This is a genomic window from Yersinia pekkanenii (assembly GCF_001152565.1).
GTDB lineage: Bacteria > Pseudomonadota > Gammaproteobacteria > Enterobacterales > Enterobacteriaceae > Yersinia > Yersinia pekkanenii.
On record NZ_CQAZ01000018.1, the window covers coordinates 70,456 to 90,558 of the forward strand.

Sequence of the window (20,103 nt, forward strand, 5' to 3'; positions counted from 1 at the left end):
ACGCCCTTTCTCAATAATACTCTTTTAGTTACCCACCCTATGACCTCCTCGAATAACATCATTTACCCGATAACATCCCCTAACTGAAATATCGGTAAATACATTGCGATCACCAGTGTTCCAACGATACCGCCAATAATCAGCATCAAAAGTGGTTCTAACATTTGAGTAAGGTTATCGGCTAAATCCTGTGTTTGCTGCTGATGCCAACTGGCCAGTTTTTCTAACAGCACATCCAATGCACCTGACTCCTCACCCACACGAACCAATTGTGGGCAGAGAGGGGGGAATAAAGAGTGCTGGGCAAGAGCCGTATACAGAGGGATACCTTGGTAGATTTGCTTTTGAATCTCCCTCAACGCTTGCTGATAGGCGTAGTTATTGATAGACAGAAGTGCAGCATCTAATCCGGCAGTCAGCGGTAATCCCGCATGTTGAGTAATAGCTAAGGTTTGAAAAATTTGGCTAAGACAGCTTCCACGAACCAATGTAGAGATGAATGGGAGGCGTAATAAAAGCCTTTGCTCCCATTGTTGCACAGGTACCTGATGCCGCCGTGTATACCAATATCCAATATAGAGTAATGTTAACAATACGGCGATGTACGGCCCATAAGTAATGAGAAATGCCGACATCAAAAGAAGCGTGGCAGTCAGCACTGGTAATGGTGTATCAAATGATTGATAAATTTGTGCAAATTCAGGCAGCACCATGACCAGCATAACAATACTGACAGCCAGTGCGATAATACAGACAAATACCGGGTATTTTAGTGCCTTGACCACTTTCTTTTGTAGTTTTTGCTGCCGTTCCTGTTGCTGTACCAACCGAATACAGCACTGTTCAAGGTTACCGGTCTGCTCCCCGATGGCAATGACCGGGGGATATAAGCGGGGGAACGTGTGTGGATAACGTGCCATCGCTTCGGATAATGACTGCCCCTGTGAAACCTGTTGGCTGATTTCCTGTAATAAGCACCGCCAAGGTATGGCATCCATCTCTTTTGCTAGCAGTTGCAAGCTGTTGACTAAAGGTAAACCGGCTTGTAACAACGTAGCTAACTGGCGAGTCACGGCAACCAAGCGCTCTCCTCGCCAATAGCCAATTGATAACCGTTTACCGCATTTAACGCCTAATGGTTGTAATCCCTGACGGAACATATGTTCATAGACAATCTCTCTCTCTGTTGCCAGTAGCGTGCCTGTTTGTAATTGCCCAGCAGTATTAATGGCTTTCCAGTAAAATAAACGCTGATAGCTCAAGATATTGCCCCAGCTTCAGCCAGCGATCCCACAACACGATTAATTTCATTGAGTGTAGTCACACCGCTTTCGACCAATGCCAAACCAGCAGAAAGTAATGTTACTTGTTCTTGTTGCTGTGCAATCTGAGTCAGTTTTGAAGGGCTGACATTATTGAGTAAAGCTTGTTGAATCTGCGGAGTGACACTTAACATTTCGTAAATGCCCGTTCGACCATAATAACCTGCACAGCAGTGTTCACATCCTGCGGCCAGATAATGTTGTAATGGGCTCGCCCGTACCTTAGCCGGAGCCTGAAAAAGGGTTGGAGATGCCTGCCGGCAGTGGGGGCAGAGCCTGCGTACCAGCCGCTGGGCGATAACTAACCTCAGGCTGGATGCAATTAAGTGACGTTCTATCCCCATTTGTGTCAGACGTATCAGTGTTTCAGCGGTCGAGTTAGTATGCAACGTTGAAAGTACCAGATGCCCTGTCAGTGCTGCCTTAACTGCTATTTCGGCTGTTTCATTATCGCGGATCTCACCGAGCATAATTACATCAGGATCCTGACGTAGCATCGCGCGTAATACACAAGAGAAATCCAGCCCAATTTTACTGTTGGTTTGAGTCTGATTTATGCCATCAACCTGGATCTCAATAGGGTCTTCAACACTACAAATGTTTCTTTGCGGCTGATTAAGTTGATCCAAACTGCAATAAAGGGTCACAGTTTTACCACTGCCAGTCGGCCCAGTGACCAGAACCAACCCTTGTGGGGCCGATAATGCCCGTGTTAGCTGTTGGTGAGCAATTGTTGTCAGCCCCAGATTTTCCAGGGTAGGTTGTTGTTGAATATTCAGTATTCGTAATACGACCTTTTCACCGTATTGCACTGGAAGGGTCGCTATTCTCATTGAATAGCGAGTGTTATTTAGCAGTAGGGTTAACTGACCATCTTGTGGTAACCGCTTTTCAGCGATATTTAATTTGGACATAACTTTCAAGCAACTGCTGATACGGCCGGCTAATTCCTTTGTGGGTGGGTGGGATTCGTGTAATACACCGTCGATTCTTAATCGAATACGATAATGGTGCTGATAAGGTTCAAAATGGATATCGGATGCCCGTTTCTGAATAGCCAGTCTGAGTGTTTGCGTTATAAATTGAATCACAGGTATATCGCTTTCTTTATCAAGCAAAGTCTCATCCAAATCCTGTTGTGCCAGGGTTAACGACGCTCCGCCTTGCCGCGCCCTTTCTTGTTGACGTATGCCTTGGTTATTTTCTGTGGATTTTACTCCTCGGTTTAGGTGTTGATTTGCCGATAACGCCTGATTCAATGATTGCTCAATCTTAGCTTCCGGCCAGTATTCCACTGTGATTTTGCGGCCACAGGTAAAACGCAGTGCAGTGAGTAATTCGTCATCCACTGGGTTGGATGTGGCTATAGACAGGCTCTTGCCATCGAGTTTTAAAGCTATTGCTCTATGGCGGCGACAGAGTGTGTGTAATTCATCATTTATTATCTCGCGTGGGGATGCCATGAATTCGGTCATTTAATTAAGCCTTATCATTGAAACGGAACACGGTCTTACAGCTATCAGCAATGCTGTTATCTACGGTGGTACATGTTCTTGCCCAGACGATATTTCCACTGCTACTGATTGTTGGTGTCATCGCTAAAGTCAGATCGGCAAGCGTGTGTTGACCTGTAAACGTAATCACACCTTTAACAATAGTCGTTGCACTGACATAACGTGATGATTGCCCCGCAGGTATCCCGTTAGTGCCCGCATTACAGCCATCAAACTTGGCATGTTCTAGCGCGCAAAGTTCTACTGCCATTTTGTAGGGAACGATGGCTTGTAACATATCGGTGAGTGCCGCTTTTTGGACGTAACGCTGATAGGACGGAATACCAATACCACTGAGAACTGCAATGATGGCGATCGAAACCATCAATTCTATTAATGTAAAACCCTTTTGATTAGTCATGTAGCACTCTCCTTGTGTATTAAAAAACGAGGTCAGGGTGCAGTATTTAAATTGATAACAACAGGGGGGTTACATTGATTTGCGAGATGTACTGTCGGTTATTTTGGTTGTTACAGGGGAGGAACAGATAACTTCGGCGGTGCTCGCAAAACTGAATTATGGCCAGAACTTGGGCACGATCCGCCGAAGATAATTTGGTAGGCTTATTGGAAACGCATCGAGAGGTCTAACGCTGTGACATGCTTGGTTAGCGCACCGACAGAAATAAAATCAATACCGGTTTCTGCATAACTGCGCAGGGTTTCAAGTGTGACGTTACCCGATACTTCCAGTTGCACACTGTTTTGTGTTTTAGCTTGTTCGTCGCGCATTTTTACTGCATCGCGCATCATTGGAATAGAAAAGTTATCCAACATAATGATATCTGCGCTAGCGTCCAATGCTTGTTGCAGCTCATCAAGGGATTCAACTTCAACTTCAACAGGGACATCGGAACGTATACAAAGTGCTTTGGTAACGGCTTCTTTTATCGAACCGGCAGCAATAATATGATTTTCCTTGATAAGAAAAGCATCAGACAAACCGAGCCGGTGATTATTACCACCACCACAAAGTACAGCATATTTCAAAGCGGTACGTAGCCCTGGTAAGGTTTTACGAGTATCGAGTAATTGTGTATGCAATTCGGAGATCATCGCCACATAGTGACTCACTTCGGTCGCGACGCCTGATAAAGTTTGCAGGAAGTTAAGTGCGGTGCGCTCACCGGTCAACAGAATGCGAGCAGGGCCGGTCAGATGGCAAAGCTCTTGATTTGCTGCCAGCTTGTCTCCATCGTTCACTAACCACTCAACTGATACTTGGGCACCAAGTTGGATGAACACTTGGTTCAACCAGCGTTGACCACAAAAAATACCGGGTTCGCGAGTAATAATAGTGGCATTTGCCAGTTTGTCAGCAGGGAGCAATTGTGCGGTGAGGTCGCGGTCTGCATTGACTTCACCACCAAGATCCTCACTCAAAGCCTGAGCTACAGTCAAAGGGATATCACGTTGAATTCGTTCCAATAGCTCGGCACGGCGGCTGTCTGCATTATAGCTACGGGTCGGCATAGAAAACTCCGAAATGGCGGATAGATAGTTGTCCAAACATGCTACTCTGTTGCTGGACGAAGTGCCATAAAAGAGCCGGTAGATGTGTACTATTAGAGGGGGCTTAGGTAAATAATGCAGTTAGAAAATGGCTGGATTTTAGGGGCTAAACGGGTGGTTTCCCCCCATTTTGATCAGCGGCCAGAAGGTGAAGCACCTTCTCTATTGGTGATTCATAATATCAGCTTGCCCCCTGGTGAATTCGGTGGTCCGTATATCGATCAACTATTTACCGGCACACTTAATGCTGATGATCATCCCTATTTTTCTGATATTGTTCATTTACGTGTCTCTGCCCATTGTCTGATTCGCCGGGATGGTGACCTTATTCAATATGTTCCGTTCGATAAGCGCGCCTGGCACGCTGGGGTATCAACTTTTTCTGGGCGTGAACGGTGTAACGATTTCTCTATTGGGATCGAGTTGGAAGGGACAGATGTGTTACCGTTTATGCCCGCACAATATCGCAGCCTAACTGAGATAAGTGCACTGTTATTTGCCTATTATCCAATAACCGCAGATCGAGTGACGGGCCACAGTGATATTGCGCCAGAACGTAAAACTGACCCCGGTCCCGCTTTTGACTGGGCGTTGTATCAGCAGAGTTTGGCGAAGTTATTGCCATCGTGATGAAGGTGTAATTCAGTATTCACAGCGGTTTATTGTCGAGCGCTCATCTGCTTATTGCCTCGTATGATATTGCCGTTTATGCATGCCGGGAGGCATATGCCCTGCTTCAGGGGCTGGTTAAGTGCAAAGGGAGAATAAGAGCTAATGACACTGTTTACGCTGTTGCTGGTGCTAGCATGGGAGCGCTTGTTTAAACTGGGCGAACATTGGCAGTTAGATCATCGTCTGGAAGTGATATTTGCGCGCTTACACCGTTTTTCGTTGGTACAAACTATTTTGCTCACTGTGGTGTGGATGGCCTTGGTATGGCTAATTTTGCGGTTAGTACAAAATATCTTATTTGGTTTCCCCCTATTGCTGATTTGGATACTGATTTGCCTGCTGTGCATCGGCGCTGGAGGGATCCGTAAACATTATCGAGCTTACTTAAAAGCTGCGCGCCAAAATGATGTCCATGCTACTGATAAGATGGCCGAAGAGTTAGCACTACTCCATGGTTTACCAATGGATAGCGGCGAAAAAACGCGACTGCAATCTCTGCAAAATGCCTTATTGTGGATAAACTTCCGCTATTACTTAGCACCAATATTCTGGTTCGTTATGTGTGCTAATTATGGCCCGGTAGCGTTGGCGGGTTACGCCATGTTACGGGGGTACCAAACTTGGCTGGCACGTCATCACACGCCTCTACAGCGTTCTCAATCTGGTATTGATCATATATTGCATTGGCTGGATTGGATACCTGTGCGGTTGGTGGGGGTAGCTTATGCATTATTGGGGCATGGTGAAAGAGCATTGCCAGCATGGCTTGCTTCGTTGGGTGACTTCCGTTCCCAGCAATATCAAGTGCTGACTAAGTTGGCACAGTATTCTTTAGCTCGTGAACCACATTTAGACCCCGTACAGACACCTAGGTCGGCTGTCTTGCTGGCACGAAAAGTAACACTGACGATGATTGTGGTGGTGGCCTTACTGACAATTTATGGCGCACTTGTATAGTGCCTTGATTTATCGCACTGGTTTGGGAGTCCGGTTCCGGCCAGTGCTATCTCAATTGAATGCAAACAAGTAACCCGCATTTAGCCACCTGAGGTTTTGGTTAAACCATTAAATAGACGGGCCAGCGCTGTGGCTGACCCGTTAGGTATAATGTCGTCAGATTCCTAAGGAAAAAAGGAGACTTCTGCTATCAGAATTTTGCCCGTTGGCTCCGATTTTTCAGGATATAACTGATAGCCAGCAGCAATACCCACGCTGGAATCAACAGTACTGATATCTGGATGCCAGGTGTCAGGTACATGATGACCAGTATGCCACTCAGGAACAGTAAGCATAAATAGTTGCTGAACGGATACCAGAATGCTTTGAATTGTGGGATTACACCCTGACGGTTTTTAGCCGCACGGAATTTAAGGTGCGCGAGGCTGATCATCGCCCAGTTGATCACTAATGCGGATACCACTAATGCCATCAGTAATTCAAAAGCGCGGCCCGGAATTAGATAGTTAATCAGTACACAGAAAGCGGTGGCAAACGCCGAGACAGCAATAGCAATAACGGGTACGCCGCGACCATCTACTTTTAACAGCATTTTCGGGCCGTTGCCTTGTTTAGCCAGGCCAAACAACATGCGACTGTTACAGTAAACACAGCTGTTGTAGACCGATAATGCTGCCGTCAGTACCACGATGTTCAATACTGTTGCGACCACATTACTGTTCAATGCATGGAAGATCAGCACGAACGGGCTGCCACCTTCGACCACTTTTCCCCATGGGTAAAGTGACAACAAAATAGCCAGAGAACCAATATAGAACAGCAGGATACGGTAGATAACCTGATTGGTAGCTTTCGGGATACTTTTGGCCGGATTTTCGGCTTCTGCTGCGGTGATACCGACTAATTCAAGGCCACCGAAGGAAAACATTATTACTGCCATTGCCATCACCAGGCCCATGATGCCATTCGGGAAGAAGCCACCTTGCGCCCACAGGTTGGTGACTGTTGCTTCCGGGCCACCTTGGCCGCTCAGTAATAACCATCCACCAAACAGAATCATGGCGATAATGGCGACCACTTTAATGATGGCAAACCAGAACTCCATCTCACCATAGACTTTGACATTCGCCAGGTTGATAACGTTGATAGCCAAGAAGAAAACAGCGGCAGATACCCATGTTGGGATCTCTGGCCACCAATATTGTATATAGATACCGACAGCGGTCAGTTCGGCCATTGCCACTAACACATACAGCACCCAGTAGTTCCAACCGGAAGCAAAACCGGCAAAGTTACCCCAATATTTGTAAGCAAAGTGGCTGAACGAACCGGCTACCGGCTCCTCAACGACCATTTCCCCTAACTGGCGCATAATCAAAAATGCGATAAAACCGCCGATCGCATACCCCAGTAAAACTGAAGGCCCCGCCATTTGAATGGTTTGCGCGATACCAAGAAATAATCCGGTACCAATTGCGCCACCTAAGGCAATAAGCTGAATGTGGCGGTTTTTAAGCCCCCGTTTTAGCTCTGCGCCTTCCTGTTGAACACTCATCGTTTCATCCTCTGTCATTGTGACTTCTCGCTGGCAAACCCGTCATCTTGCAAGCTGGCTACACTCGTGGGTATAAATTAGTGCCTTTTGCCATGCGTAAGGTTTTGATTACATTGTTTGTATTATTTTGTTTACGGTTGCTTTATATGGAATTTACTTATTTGGCTACCGTTTAAAAGAGAATAGTGGTAGGCGAGAATTATTGCATCTGCTTTTTATTTTAAACAGCGAAGTTTTAGCCAAAATGGCAAGAAAAATGTTGATGCGTGATCAAGCTGTTGTTTTGAGGAAAAGCAGGAACGCGTCTTTTTTGCACAAAAAATCACCAGTGGCCTATTTCCATAATGGTCATACCAGTGTTCAAGTAGGGGAAGAGGATATACAGATTTTTCTTGTCTAATATTGAATTTAAAATCATAAAATTAGAATTTAAATTCACAAATAAAGTGACTATAACGCTTCAGCTTGCCTAATTATCCGTTTCATAAAAGTTAAAACCCGTTTATGTAAGGTAATGGTATTACCATCGCGAAGTTATCACCTTGCATTACTTTATCAGTGAAGTTGTTAAAATGTGCTGGGTTTCATGATTTTGGTCAAGGTCCGTATGGACAGCTAGTGAATACTTTGTTACTTTATCGTCACGTTTTTGAAATTGGTATTACCAATTGACTCCGAGCTACTCGCAGAGACGATTCACTCAATATGGCTAACAGCGCGACTTACAACACGACTTATAATAAAAAAATATGGCCTACAACAAAATACGTCAGCCCAAATTATCAGATGTCATTGAGCAGCAGCTCGAATACCTGATCTTGGAAGGGACGCTGCGTCCGGGGGAGAAATTACTGCCTGAGCGCGAGTTGGCGAAGCAATTTGATGTTTCCCGGCCTTCTCTGCGAGAAGCCATTCAGCGCTTAGAGGCTAAGGGACTGCTGCTGCGTCGTCAGGGTGGTGGTACCTTCGTGCAAACCAATCTGTGGCAAAGCTTTAGCGATCCGCTAGCTGAACTGCTGGCCGACCATCCAGAATCACAATTCGATCTATTAGAAACTCGTCATGCCCTCGAAGGTGTTGCCGCCTATTATGCAGCATTGCGTGGCACTGATGAAGATCTGCAACGTATCCGTGAATGTCATACTGTTATCCAGCAAGCACAGGACAACGGCGATTTAGATGCTGAGGCGGATGCCGTTATGCAGTATCAAGTTGCTGTCACCGAGGCCGCGCATAATGTGGTTTTACTGCATTTACTGCGCTGCATGGGGCCGATGCTGGAACAAAACGTGAGACAAAACTTTGAATTGCTTTACTCGCGTCGCGAAATGCTGGCAACGGTGAGCAGTCACCGCGCCGGGATTTTTGAGGCGATTGTGGCACGCGAGCCAGAGAAAGCCCGCGAAGCCTCACACCGTCACTTGGCGTTTATTGAGGAAATCCTGTTGGATCTCAGTCGGGAGCACAGTCGCCGTGAGCGATCTTTGCGTCGGCTCCAACAGCGCAAGGACTAGAAACGAATCATTCAGGTTGCGCCTCTGCAAAGCCTTAATAATTCGTTTTGTACCCTTTGTACTTGAAGCTGCAGGGTTGTTAGCTGCGTGAACTCACCCGAATCACTTACCTTAGTAAGCTCATCGGGATTCGTTCTCTTGCTGCCTACCTGTAACTCCAATTTCTGTGGGTATAAATTCTCATTTGAGAATCATTAGCGGCAACTAAACTGATGGGCCTATCTTCCGGTGTTTTCACCAGGGCACGTGCTTTAGCCTGAGGTTAAGGCACAGGAAGATAGGCTCCAAATAAACCATTAGAAATAGATAAGGAATACCACCATGTCAGAACGTTTAAATAATGACGTGGATCCGATCGAAACCCGCGACTGGCTACAGGCAATCGAATCGGTCATCCGTGAAGAGGGTGTTGAGCGTGCTCAGTATCTGATTGATCAGGTCTTGGGCGAAGCCCGTAAAGGTGGTGTGAGTGTTGCAGCTGGTTCAGCCAGCCGTGATTACATCAACACTATCCCAGTAGAAGATGAACCGGCTTACCCTGGCAACCTGGAACTGGAGCGTCGTATTCGCTCTGCTATCCGTTGGAATGCCGTGATGACCGTGTTGCGTGCGTCGAAGAAAGATCTGGATTTAGGCGGCCATATGGCATCCTTCCAGTCTTCCGCTACCTTCTACGAGGTTTGCTTCAACCACTTCTTCCGTGCTCGTAACCAAAAAGATGGCGGCGATCTGGTTTACTTCCAGGGGCACATCTCTCCAGGCGTTTACGCACGTGCCTTCCTTGAAGGCCGCCTGACTGAAGACCAGATGAACAACTTCCGTCAGGAAGTTCACGGTAAGGGTCTCTCTTCTTACCCGCATCCGAAACTGATGCCTGAGTTCTGGCAGTTCCCGACTGTCTCTATGGGCCTTGGCCCAATCAGTGCAATCTATCAGGCCAAGTTCCTAAAATACCTGTCTCACCGTGGTCTGAAAGATACTTCAGCACAGACCGTGTATGCCTTCCTGGGTGACGGCGAGATGGATGAGCCGGAATCCAAAGGTGCGATCACTATCGCCACCCGTGAAAAACTGGATAACCTGGTCTTCGTTATCAACTGTAACTTGCAGCGCCTTGATGGCCCGGTTACCGGTAACGGAAAAATCATTAATGAGCTGGAAGGTATCTTCAGTGGTGCTGGCTGGCAAGTACTGAAAGTGATTTGGGGGAGTCGTTGGGATGAGCTGCTGCGTAAAGATACCAGCGGTAAACTGATCCAACTGATGAACGAAACACTGGATGGTGACTACCAGACCTTCAAATCCAAAGACGGCGCTTATGTGCGCGAACACTTCTTTGGCCGTTTCCCAGAAACTGCTGCATTAGTGAAAGACATGAGCGACGACGAGATCTGGTCTCTGAACCGTGGCGGTCATGATCCGAAGAAAGTCTTTGCAGCACTGAAAAAAGCACAAGAAACTACCGGCAAACCTACTGTTATCCTAGCCCACACCATTAAAGGTTACGGCATGGGTGAAACCGCAGAAGGTAAAAACATCGCCCACCAGGTGAAGAAAATGAACATGGAAGGGGTTCACCACTTCCGCGATCGTTTCAATGTACCAGTGGCTGATGCTGATATCGAAAAACTGCCTTACATCACCTTCGATAAAGATTCCGAAGAGTACCAATATCTGCACCAACGTCGTCAGGCGCTGGAAGGCTATCTGCCAACCCGTATGCCTAAGTTCACCGAGAAACTGGAAATCCCTGCATTGTCAGATTTCAGCGCCTTGTTGGAAGAGCAGAATAAAGAGATCTCTACCACCATCGCCTTCGTGCGTGTGCTGAACGTGATGCTGAAGAACAAATCTATCAAAGACAGGATTGTTCCAATCATCGCCGATGAAGCTCGTACCTTCGGTATGGAAGGTCTGTTCCGTCAGATTGGTATTTACAGCCCGAATGGTCAGCAGTACACCCCGCAAGACCGTGAACAGGTTGCTTACTACAAAGAAGATGAAAAAGGTCAGATCCTGCAAGAAGGGATCAACGAACTGGGTGCGGCGTCTTCATGGCTGGCTGCGGCAACGTCATACAGCACCAATGATCTGCCAATGATCCCGTTCTACATCTACTACTCGATGTTCGGTTTCCAACGTATTGGCGATCTGTGCTGGGCGGCGGGTGACCAACAGGCGCGTGGCTTCCTGATCGGCGGTACTTCAGGTCGTACCACGCTGAACGGTGAAGGTCTGCAACATGAAGATGGCCATAGCCACATTCAGTCACTGACTATCCCGAACTGCATCTCTTACGATCCAGCCTATGCTTATGAAGTTGCTGTCATCATGCATGACGGTCTGGAGCGTATGTACGGCGAAGCGCAGGAAAACGTTTATTACTACCTGACCACACTGAACGAAAACTACCATATGCCAGCAATGCCACAGGGCGCAGAGGAAGGTATCCGTAAAGGTATCTACAAACTGGAAACTGTTGCAGGTAGCAAAGGCAAAGTGCAGTTGATGAGCTCAGGTGCCATCTTGCGTCACGTGCGCGAAGCGGCTCAGATCCTGGCTAACGACTACGGCGTAGGCTCTGACGTGTACAGCGTAACGTCCTTCACTGAACTGGCCCGTGATGGTCAGGATTGTGAGCGTTGGAACATGCTGCACCCAACAGAAACTCCGCGAGTTCCTTATGTGGCTCAGGTCATGAACGACGCGCCAGCAGTTGCTTCAACTGATTACATGAAGCTGTTTGCTGAACAAATTCGTAACTTTATTCCTGCCAGCGAGTTCCGCGTTCTGGGTACAGATGGTTTCGGCCGTTCTGACAGCCGTGAGAACTTGCGTCACCACTTCGAAGTTGATTCTTCTTACGTTGTGGTTGCAGCTCTGGGTGAATTGGCTAAACGCGGTGACATCGACGCCAGCGTAGTTGCACAAGCAATTACCAAGTTTGGTATCGACGCCGATAAAGTTAACCCGCGTCTGGCATAAGAGGTAAAGAAGCTATGTCTATTAATACAGCGTCTATCGAAATCAATGTACCGGACATCGGTGCGGATGAAGTTGAAGTCACCGAAATTATGGTGAAAGTGGGTGATACCGTTGAAGCGGAACAATCACTGATCACCGTTGAAGGTGATAAAGCCTCTATGGAAGTCCCATCACCGCAGGCGGGTGTAGTTAAAGAAATCAAAATTGCGGTTGGCGACACTGTCGCTACTGGCAAACTGATGATGATCTTTGAAGCCACCGGAGCCACTGCGGCACCGGCAAAAACGGAAGAAACACCCGCAGCCCCTGCTCCGGCAGCGGCTACTGAGTCAGCTCCAGCAGCAACTGCGGCTAAAAATGTCGAAGTGCCAGATATCGGTGACGATGAAGTTGAAGTGACTGAGGTGATGGTAAAAGTGGGCGATAAAGTGGCCGCTGAACAATCACTGATCACCGTTGAAGGCGATAAAGCCTCAATGGAAGTCCCTGCGCCATTCGCGGGTACGGTTAAAGAGATCAAAATCAGCACTGGCGACAAAGTTAAAACCGGTTCTCTGATCATGGTATTCGAAGTGGAAGGTGCCGCCTCTGCGGCCGCTCCGGCCCAGCCAGCGGCTCCTGCTGCTGCACCGGCTAAAGCCGCCCCAGCTCCGGCCGCTAAAGCTGAAAGCAAAAGCGAGTTTGCTGAGAATGACGCTTATGTACATGCCACGCCGGTTATCCGTCGTCTGGCCCGTGAATTTGGCGTTAATCTGGCAAAAGTGAAAGGTACCGGTCGTAAAGGCCGTATCTTGCGCGAAGACGTGCAGGTTTATGTGAAAGACGCGGTCAAACGTGCTGAAACTGCCCCTGCTGCTGGCGGCGGTCTGCCTGGCATGCTGCCTTGGCCGAAAGTTGATTTCAGCAAGTTCGGCGAAATAGAAGAAGTGGAATTGGGTCGTATCCAGAAAATCTCTGGTGCGAACCTGAGCCGTAACTGGGTGATGATCCCCCATGTAACTCACTTCGACAAAACCGATATCACCGATCTGGAAGCGTTCCGTAAGCTGCAGAACGACGAAGCTGCCAAGCGTAAGCTGGACGTGAAGTTCACCCCAGTGGTGTTCATCATGAAAGCTGTTGCAGCTGCTCTCGAGCAGATGCCACGTTTCAACAGCTCACTGTCCGAAGATGGTCAGAAGCTGACGCTGAAAAAGTACATCAACATCGGTGTCGCGGTAGATACGCCAAATGGTCTGGTCGTGCCGGTATTCAAGGATGTGAACAAGAAAAGCATCACTGAACTGTCCCGTGAACTGATGGCTATATCCAAGAAAGCGCGTGATGGCAAGCTGACCGCTGGCGAAATGCAGGGCGGTTGCTTCACCATCTCCAGCTTGGGCGGTATCGGGACAACTCACTTCGCGCCGATTGTTAACGCGCCGGAAGTGGCTATCCTGGGTGTCTCCAAGTCTGCGATAGAGCCAGTCTGGAACGGTAAAGAGTTCCAGCCGTGTCTGATGATGCCGATGTCGCTCTCCTTCGACCACCGTGTGATTGACGGTGCTGATGGTGCGCGCTTTATCACCATCATCAACAACATGCTGGCCGACATTCGCCGTCTGGTGATGTAATCGTCAAGGCCGGCTTCGCGCCGGCCTTGTTACTATTACAGACAGACAAAAGACAGCTATGAACCGGCTTTGTCGGCTTGTTACATAAGTCGACAAGGTTGTTGAGACACTCGTCACGCGATGCGGCTTTTCAGATTATTAACAATTCTGTAAACTGCACGCGGTGCAAGCGTCACGGTGGATCAAGGCGTTATGAAATTAATTAGCCTAAGATACCCAATAGATTTCAAGTTGTAGGAAGGCGGCAAACGAGATAACTCCGATGAGCTTACACCAGTAAGTGATTCGGGTTAGTGAGAGCAGCTAACGCGCCTACGGTTTGACAGATGAAGGGTATTTCGCCGGACAAACAATTAAGAGGTCATGATGAGTACTGAAATTAAAACTCAGGTCGTGGTACTTGGGGCAGGCCCAGCAGGGTACTCTGCTGCTTTTCGTTGCGCGGATTTAGGTTTAGAAACCATTCTGGTTGAGCGTTATGCCACTCTGGGCGGTGTTTGCCTGAATGTCGGTTGTATCCCTTCCAAGGCATTGCTGCACGTTGCCAAAGTGATCGAAGAAGCCAAGGCGCTGGCCGAACATGGTATCGTTTTTGGTGAGCCTAAAACTGATATTGATAAAGTCCGTGTCTGGAAAGACAAAGTGATCAATCAGTTGACCGGTGGCTTGGCTGGTATGGCTAAAGGCCGTAAAGTCAAAGTGGTGACCGGCCTTGGTAAGTTTACCGGTGCGAACACCTTAGTGGTTGACGGCGAAAATGGCCCAACGACTATTACCTTCGATAACGCGATTATCGCGGCTGGCTCTCGCCCAATCCAACTGCCATTCATTCCTCATGAAGACCCACGTGTTTGGGACTCAACTGACGCACTGGCACTGAAAACTGTCCCAGAGCGTCTGCTGGTTATGGGCGGTGGCATCATCGGTCTGGAAATGGGGACTGTTTACCATGCGCTAGGCTCGAAGATTGATGTGGTCGAAATGGCTGACCAGGTCATTCCGGCTGCTGATAAAGACGTGATAAAAGTCTTTACCAAACGTATCAGCAAGCAGTTCAATCTGATGCTGGAAACCAAAGTGACGGCGGTGGAAGCCAAAGAAGACGGCATCTATGTCACGATGGAAGGCAAAAAAGCCCCAGCAGAACCACAACGCTATGATGCGGTTCTGGTGGCTATCGGCCGCGTACCTAACGGTAAATTGCTGGATGCCGGTCAGGCTGGCGTAGAAGTTGACGAGCGTGGCTTTATCCACGTAGATAAACAACTGCGTACCAACGTGCCGCATATCTTTGCTATCGGTGACATCGTGGGTCAGCCAATGCTGGCACATAAAGGTGTTCACGAAGGCCATGTTGCTGCTGAAGTTATCTCTGGCTTGAAACATTACTTCGATCCGAAAGTTATTCCATCTATTGCGTACACTGAACCCGAAGTCGCATGGGTGGGTCTGACTGAGAAAGAAGCGAAAGAAAAAGGCATCAGCTACGAAACCTCCACCTTCCCGTGGGCGGCATCGGGCCGTGCTATCGCTTCTGATTGCGCCGACGGTATGACCAAACTGATTTTCGACAAAGAAACTCACCGCATCATTGGTGGTGCCATTGTTGGGACTAACGGTGGCGAACTGTTAGGTGAAATCGGTCTGGCAATCGAGATGGGTTGTGATGCTGAAGATATCGCACTGACTATCCATGCTCACCCGACGCTGCATGAATCTGTTGGTCTGGCTGCGGAAATCTACGAAGGTAGCATTACCGACTTGCCTAACCCGAAAGCGAAAAAGAAATAAGTTTTCGCTGACGCAGCAAGATAATGAAACGGNNNGGGGGGCCGTTTTTATGGATATTTCCCTATCGCAAGGGGCTAACTGAGAGCCGCTATCAATACGTCAGATGATTACACTACGCTTAACGATTCAGCAAAAATTTAATGTTGCTTTTATGTGAACGAATTAACTCTGAGTTCAAATACTGCTATGCTGGCTGGGCGAAACTGGGCATCTTACCTTTACACCTACTGCATCATGATGATGGCTGGTGGTCACAGATAGCCTGGCAAAATATATGATAATTAAAGCGAGGAGAGAGTCGTGCTAGAACAATACCGTAAGCACGTAGCCGAGCGTGCTGCTGAGGGTATCGTCCCCAAGCCATTAGATGCATCACAAATGGCCGCGCTGGTTGAATCATTAAAAAATCCGCCTGCGGGCGAAGAAGAATTCCTGTTAGACCTGCTGATTAACCGTGTACCACCCGGTGTTGATGAAGCAGCCTACGTTAAAGCCGGTTTTCTGGCTGCAATTGCCAAGGGCGAAGCCCACTCTCCCCTGATTAACGCCGAGAAAGCGATTGAACTGCTTGGTACCATGCAGGGTGGCTATAACATTCATCCGCTGATTGATGCGTTAGATAATGAAAAGTTGGCCCCGATTGCGGGCAAAGCGTTATCTCATACCTTGCTGATGTTTGATAACTTCTACGATGTGGAAGAAAAAGCTAAAGCGGGCAACCCCCATGCCAAGAAGGTGATGCAATCCTGGGCTGATGCCGAATGGTATCTCTCCCGCCCGGCATTGGCAGAGAAAATCACTGTAACTGTCTTTAAAGTGACCGGTGAAACCAACACCGATGACTTGTCTCCTGCGCCTGATGCATGGTCACGCCCGGATATTCCATTGCATGCTTTGGCGATGTTAAAGAATGCCCGCGAAGGTATTCACCCGGACCAACCGGGTAGTGTTGGCCCGATCAAACAGATCGAAGAGCTGAAGACCATTGGTTTCCCACTGGCTTACGTCGGTGACGTAGTCGGTACCGGTTCTTCCCGTAAATCTGCCACTAACTCGGTACTGTGGTTTATGGGCGACGACATCCCTAACGTGCCGAACAAACGCGCAGGCGGTGTGGTGCTGGGCAGCAAAATTGCGCCTATCTTCTTTAACACCATGGAAGATGCTGGCGCACTGCCAATTGAAGTGGATGTTGCCAACCTGAATATGGGCGATGTCATTGATATCTTCCCGTATTTGGGTGAAGTTCGCCGTCATGATACCGGTGAGATACTGGCTACTTTCGAGCTGAAAACCGAGGTGTTACTGGATGAAGTCCGTGCCGGTGGCCGTATCCCATTGATCGTTGGCCGTGGCCTGACCACCAAAGCCCGCGATTCACTGGGTCTGTCGGTTAGCGATGTATTCCGTGTGGCGAAGCCGGTTGCCAAGAGTAACAAAGGCTTCTCACTGGCACAGAAAATGGTTGGCCGTGCCTGCGGCGTTACCGGTGTGCGTCCGGGGGAGTACTGCGAACCTAAAATGACCTCGGTCGGTTCACAGGATACCACTGGCCCAATGACCCGTGATGAGCTGAAAGACCTGGCTTGCCTGGGCTTCTCGGCTGATTTGGTGATGCAGTCATTTTGCCACACTGCGGCTTATCCTAAGCCGGTTGACGTGACCACTCATCACACTTTGCCTGATTTTATCATGAACCGTGGCGGCGTCTCGCTGCGTCCGGGCGATGGTATCATTCACTCGTGGTTGAACCGCATGCTGCTGCCGGATACGGTCGGTACCGGTGGTGACTCCCATACTCGTTTCCCAATCGGGATTTCCTTCCCGGCGGGTTCTGGTCTGGTGGCATTTGCGGCGGCCACGGGCGTAATGCCTCTGGACATGCCTGAATCCGTGTTAGTGCGCTTTAAAGGCAAAATGCAGCCGGGGATCACTTTGCGTGATCTGGTACATGCTATTCCTTATTACGCGATTCAGGAAGGTCTGCTAACGGTTGAGAAGCAAGGCAAGAAGAACATCTTCTCTGGCCGTATTCTGGAAATCGAAGGCTTGCCAGAGCTGAAAGTAGAACAAGCGTTCGAACTGGCCGATGCTTCTGCTGAACGTTCTGCTGCCGGTTGTACCATCAAACTGGATAAAGCGCCGATTACCGAATACCTGCAATCTAACATTGTGCTGCTCAAATGGATGATTGCTGAAGGTTACGGTGATCGCCGTACGCTGGAACGCCGTGTTAATGGTATGGAAAGCTGGTTGGCGAACCCGAATCTGCTGGAAGGCGATGCGGATGCGGAATACGCCGCAGTCATCGAAATCGATATGTCTGACATCACCCAGCCTATTCTGTGTGCGCCAAACGATCCGGATGATGCTCGTCTGTTGTCTGATGTGGCGAACAGCAAAATTGATGAAGTCTTTATCGGTTCTTGTATGACCAATATTGGCCACTTCCGTGCTGCCGGTAAGCTACTGGATCAACACAAAGGCCAACTACCAACACGCTTGTGGGTTGCTCCACCGACCAAAATGGACGCCGCTCAGCTAACTGAAGAAGGCTATTACAGCGTCTTTGGCAAGAGTGGCGCCCGTATTGAGATCCCAGGTTGCTCATTGTGTATGGGGAATCAGGCGCGGGTAGCGGATGGGGCAACGGTGGTTTCTACTTCCACCCGTAACTTCCCGAACCGTTTGGGCACCGGGGCGAATGTGTATCTGGCATCGGCTGAGCTGGCAGCGATTGCATCTCTGCTTGGGCGTTTGCCGACTCCTGATGAATATCAGACTTACATGGCTCAGGTTGATAAAACCGCAGATGATACTTATCGTTACCTGAATTTCGATCAGTTGAGCCAATATACTGAGAAAGCTGACGGTGTGATCTTCCAAACCGCCGTATAACCCGTTATATTTCAGCACTACGGGNCCCCCCCCCCCCCCCCCCCCCCCCCCCCCCCCCCCCCCCGTTTCTATTTTAAAAACCGTGTCGTATTGAAATTTTGCTGCTATTTGCCAGCTTGCACCAAGTGAGGCCGCTAAATACAGTTACAATAATTATAAGAGCATCAGAGGGCGTGCTATGGACTATGAATTCATGCGTGACTTAACCGGGCAAGTGCTGGTCAGATTCTCCATGGGGCATGAAGTGATCGGCCATTGGCTCAATGAAGAAATTAAAGGCGATTTGGCGAAACTGGATCTAATTGAAGCCGCGGCAGCCGAAGTCAAAGGCAGTGAGCGTCAGTGGCAATTGGACGGCCATGAGTACACCCTATGGCTGGATGGCGAAGAAGTGATGGTGCGCGCCAATCAATTAGATATTGAAGGCGATGAGATGGAAGAAGGCATGAATTACTATGATGAAGAAAGCCTCTGCCTGTGCGGCCTGGAAGACTTTCTTTTGGTATTGAAAGGCTATCGCGCTTTCATCATTACTAAATAGCGGTGCGGCTGGCAGACCAGCAGAGTAATGAACCGGCAACCACCATTGCAACCCCGGGCCAGAAAGCGGCCGACGGCAGAGTATTGAGCCACAAACTGGCAATCAGTATCGATAATAATGGTGTGAAGTAAGAAAGGGCAGCGACCAGCGTGGCGTTGCCTTTTTTCATGGCAATATCCCAGCACAGATAAGCCAGCGCGGTATTGGCGCCCATCAGTAACAACTCAAAGGTGGCGCGTGGGGTAAAATGCAACTTACCGGGAGTTAATGCAAAGAACATCAGCCATAAACACAGGGCGCAGGCAAGCAAAAACAGCGGTAACGCCCCCGGCCCTCGGCTGTATATTCGCACCAGATTGGAATAGCCCGCCCAGGTAAAGGCGGCGATCAATGCCAGGCTGTATGCCAGCGGGTTACTACTGACATTGGTGCTGAGCACCTTGATATCCAGTCCATCCCCGCCGCTCACTACCCAGATAACGCCGAACAGGGCAAGTGCCGCCCCCGGCCATAACCACCATCGGGCGCGTAATTTAACTAACGGAACGGCTAACAGCAGAGTCAAACTTGGCCAGAGGTAATTGATTAGGCCAATCTCAAGTGTTTGCTGACGATCATTAGCCATGCCGATGGCCAAAGCAAATGCCACCATATACACCACGAATAATGCACCACAGCCATACAGATAAGCCGGATGTTGCCCGCGTACGGTCGGCTTGCCTGCCACCACCCACACCAAAATCCCGCTGACAGTGTAAATCGCCGCTCCGGCCCCAAATGGCCCCAAGGTTTCAGCCAGCCCACGGGTTAGGGCGACACTCATACTCCAAAGTAAAATCGCGACAATACCATACAGCGTGGGGAGGCGGTTCATTAGCGGTGCATCTTCCTTGCGCAATGTCAGACGGACAAAATAGGATCTTCTTATACATTGCCAGTCAGGGCGATGGGAATAGCTGAAGATCAATTATTGGCGAATTTTATTATTAACACTGAGATGTTTTAGTTAATGCTGACCGACACTTTTTGGTGAGTGGATAAGAATTTTTAACCTAATAACCCATTGGTTAGGAAATAAAATCAGCCAAACTACGATAATAATCCCCCACCGAATTGGTTAAACTCTGAGCTGTTGCTGATTTGCGACCTTGATAAAAGGAATCAAAGATAATTGGCAGAGGCCATGCTTC

General features: G+C 48.7%; 14 protein-coding genes. 8 read left to right on the top strand and 6 right to left on the bottom strand.

All coding sequences use genetic code 11. From position 1 onward, the window contains the following. Positions 1 to 62 precede the first annotated feature (62 nt). The 4 genes from hofC to nadC form a co-directional block, all read right to left on the bottom strand. Positions 63 to 1,262 carry a protein transport protein HofC gene (gene hofC / locus AEP37_RS11010; RefSeq protein ID WP_049613266.1) on the bottom strand — a complete coding sequence of 400 codons (1,200 nt, stop codon included), beginning with the start codon at positions 1,260 to 1,262 and terminating at the stop codon, positions 63 to 65. Next, positions 1,259 to 2,797: a type II secretion system protein GspE gene (gspE, locus tag AEP37_RS11015; RefSeq protein WP_049613269.1), complete on the bottom strand. Its 1,539-nt coding sequence runs from the start codon at positions 2,795 to 2,797 to the stop codon at positions 1,259 to 1,261. Before gspE ends, hofC begins: the two co-directional genes overlap by 4 nt. A 4-nt stretch (positions 2,798 to 2,801) precedes the next feature. Next, on the bottom strand, positions 2,802 to 3,236 hold the full coding sequence (gene ppdD / locus AEP37_RS11020) for a prepilin peptidase-dependent pilin (protein ID WP_049613271.1): 435 nt from the start codon (positions 3,234 to 3,236) through the stop codon (positions 2,802 to 2,804). A 203-nt stretch (positions 3,237 to 3,439) separates the two neighbouring features. Continuing rightward, positions 3,440 to 4,348 carry a carboxylating nicotinate-nucleotide diphosphorylase gene (gene nadC, locus AEP37_RS11025; RefSeq protein ID WP_049613273.1) on the bottom strand — a complete coding sequence of 303 codons (909 nt, stop codon included), beginning with the start codon at positions 4,346 to 4,348 and terminating at the stop codon, positions 3,440 to 3,442. A 114-nt stretch (positions 4,349 to 4,462) separates the two neighbouring features. Between nadC and ampD the strand changes: the two genes are divergently transcribed. Further along, positions 4,463 to 5,017 carry a 1,6-anhydro-N-acetylmuramyl-L-alanine amidase AmpD gene (gene ampD, locus AEP37_RS11030; RefSeq protein ID WP_049613275.1) on the top strand — a complete coding sequence of 185 codons (555 nt, stop codon included), beginning with the start codon at positions 4,463 to 4,465 and terminating at the stop codon, positions 5,015 to 5,017. A gap of 144 nt (positions 5,018 to 5,161) precedes the next feature. Then, entirely contained in the window at positions 5,162 to 6,016 is an 855-nt protein-coding gene (gene ampE, locus AEP37_RS11035) for a beta-lactamase regulator AmpE (protein ID WP_049613277.1), read from the top strand. Between the two features lie 190 nt (positions 6,017 to 6,206). Here ampE and AEP37_RS11040 read toward each other — a convergent pair whose 3' ends face one another. Then, entirely contained in the window at positions 6,207 to 7,571 is a 1,365-nt protein-coding gene (locus tag AEP37_RS11040) for an amino acid permease (protein ID WP_049613278.1), read from the bottom strand. Between the two features lie 749 nt (positions 7,572 to 8,320). Between AEP37_RS11040 and pdhR the strand changes: the two genes are divergently transcribed. The 6 genes from pdhR to yacL all read left to right on the top strand — a co-directional run bounded on the left by pdhR (position 8,321) and on the right by yacL (position 18,913). Further along, positions 8,321 to 9,085, top strand: coding sequence for a pyruvate dehydrogenase complex transcriptional repressor PdhR (pdhR, locus tag AEP37_RS11045; protein ID WP_049613280.1), 765 nt, complete (start codon positions 8,321 to 8,323; stop codon positions 9,083 to 9,085). 321 nt (positions 9,086 to 9,406) lie between these two features. Further along, positions 9,407 to 12,070, top strand: a complete 2,664-nt coding sequence (gene aceE, locus AEP37_RS11050; protein ID WP_049613282.1) for a pyruvate dehydrogenase (acetyl-transferring), homodimeric type — start codon at positions 9,407 to 9,409, stop codon at positions 12,068 to 12,070. Between the two features lie 14 nt (positions 12,071 to 12,084). Beyond that, positions 12,085 to 13,683, top strand: a complete 1,599-nt coding sequence (gene aceF, locus AEP37_RS11055; RefSeq protein WP_049613284.1) for a pyruvate dehydrogenase complex dihydrolipoyllysine-residue acetyltransferase — start codon at positions 12,085 to 12,087, stop codon at positions 13,681 to 13,683. A gap of 366 nt (positions 13,684 to 14,049) precedes the next feature. After that, positions 14,050 to 15,474, top strand: a complete 1,425-nt coding sequence (gene lpdA / locus AEP37_RS11060) for a dihydrolipoyl dehydrogenase (protein ID WP_162208220.1) — start codon at positions 14,050 to 14,052, stop codon at positions 15,472 to 15,474. Positions 15,475 to 15,774: 300 nt separating this feature from the next. Beyond that, positions 15,775 to 18,372, top strand: a complete 2,598-nt coding sequence (gene acnB, locus AEP37_RS11065) for a bifunctional aconitate hydratase 2/2-methylisocitrate dehydratase (protein WP_049613287.1) — start codon at positions 15,775 to 15,777, stop codon at positions 18,370 to 18,372. A gap of 178 nt (positions 18,373 to 18,550) precedes the next feature. Continuing rightward, the gene (gene yacL, locus AEP37_RS11070) at positions 18,551 to 18,913 is read left to right on the top strand and encodes a protein YacL (protein ID WP_049613290.1); all 363 of its coding nucleotides are present in this window, start codon (positions 18,551 to 18,553) and stop codon (positions 18,911 to 18,913) included. Here the strand turns inward: yacL and yddG are convergent. After that, positions 18,906 to 19,787, bottom strand: a complete 882-nt coding sequence (gene yddG / locus AEP37_RS11075) for an aromatic amino acid DMT transporter YddG (RefSeq protein WP_049613293.1) — start codon at positions 19,785 to 19,787, stop codon at positions 18,906 to 18,908. The genes yacL and yddG overlap by 8 nt on opposite strands. Positions 19,788 to 20,103 lie beyond the last annotated feature (316 nt).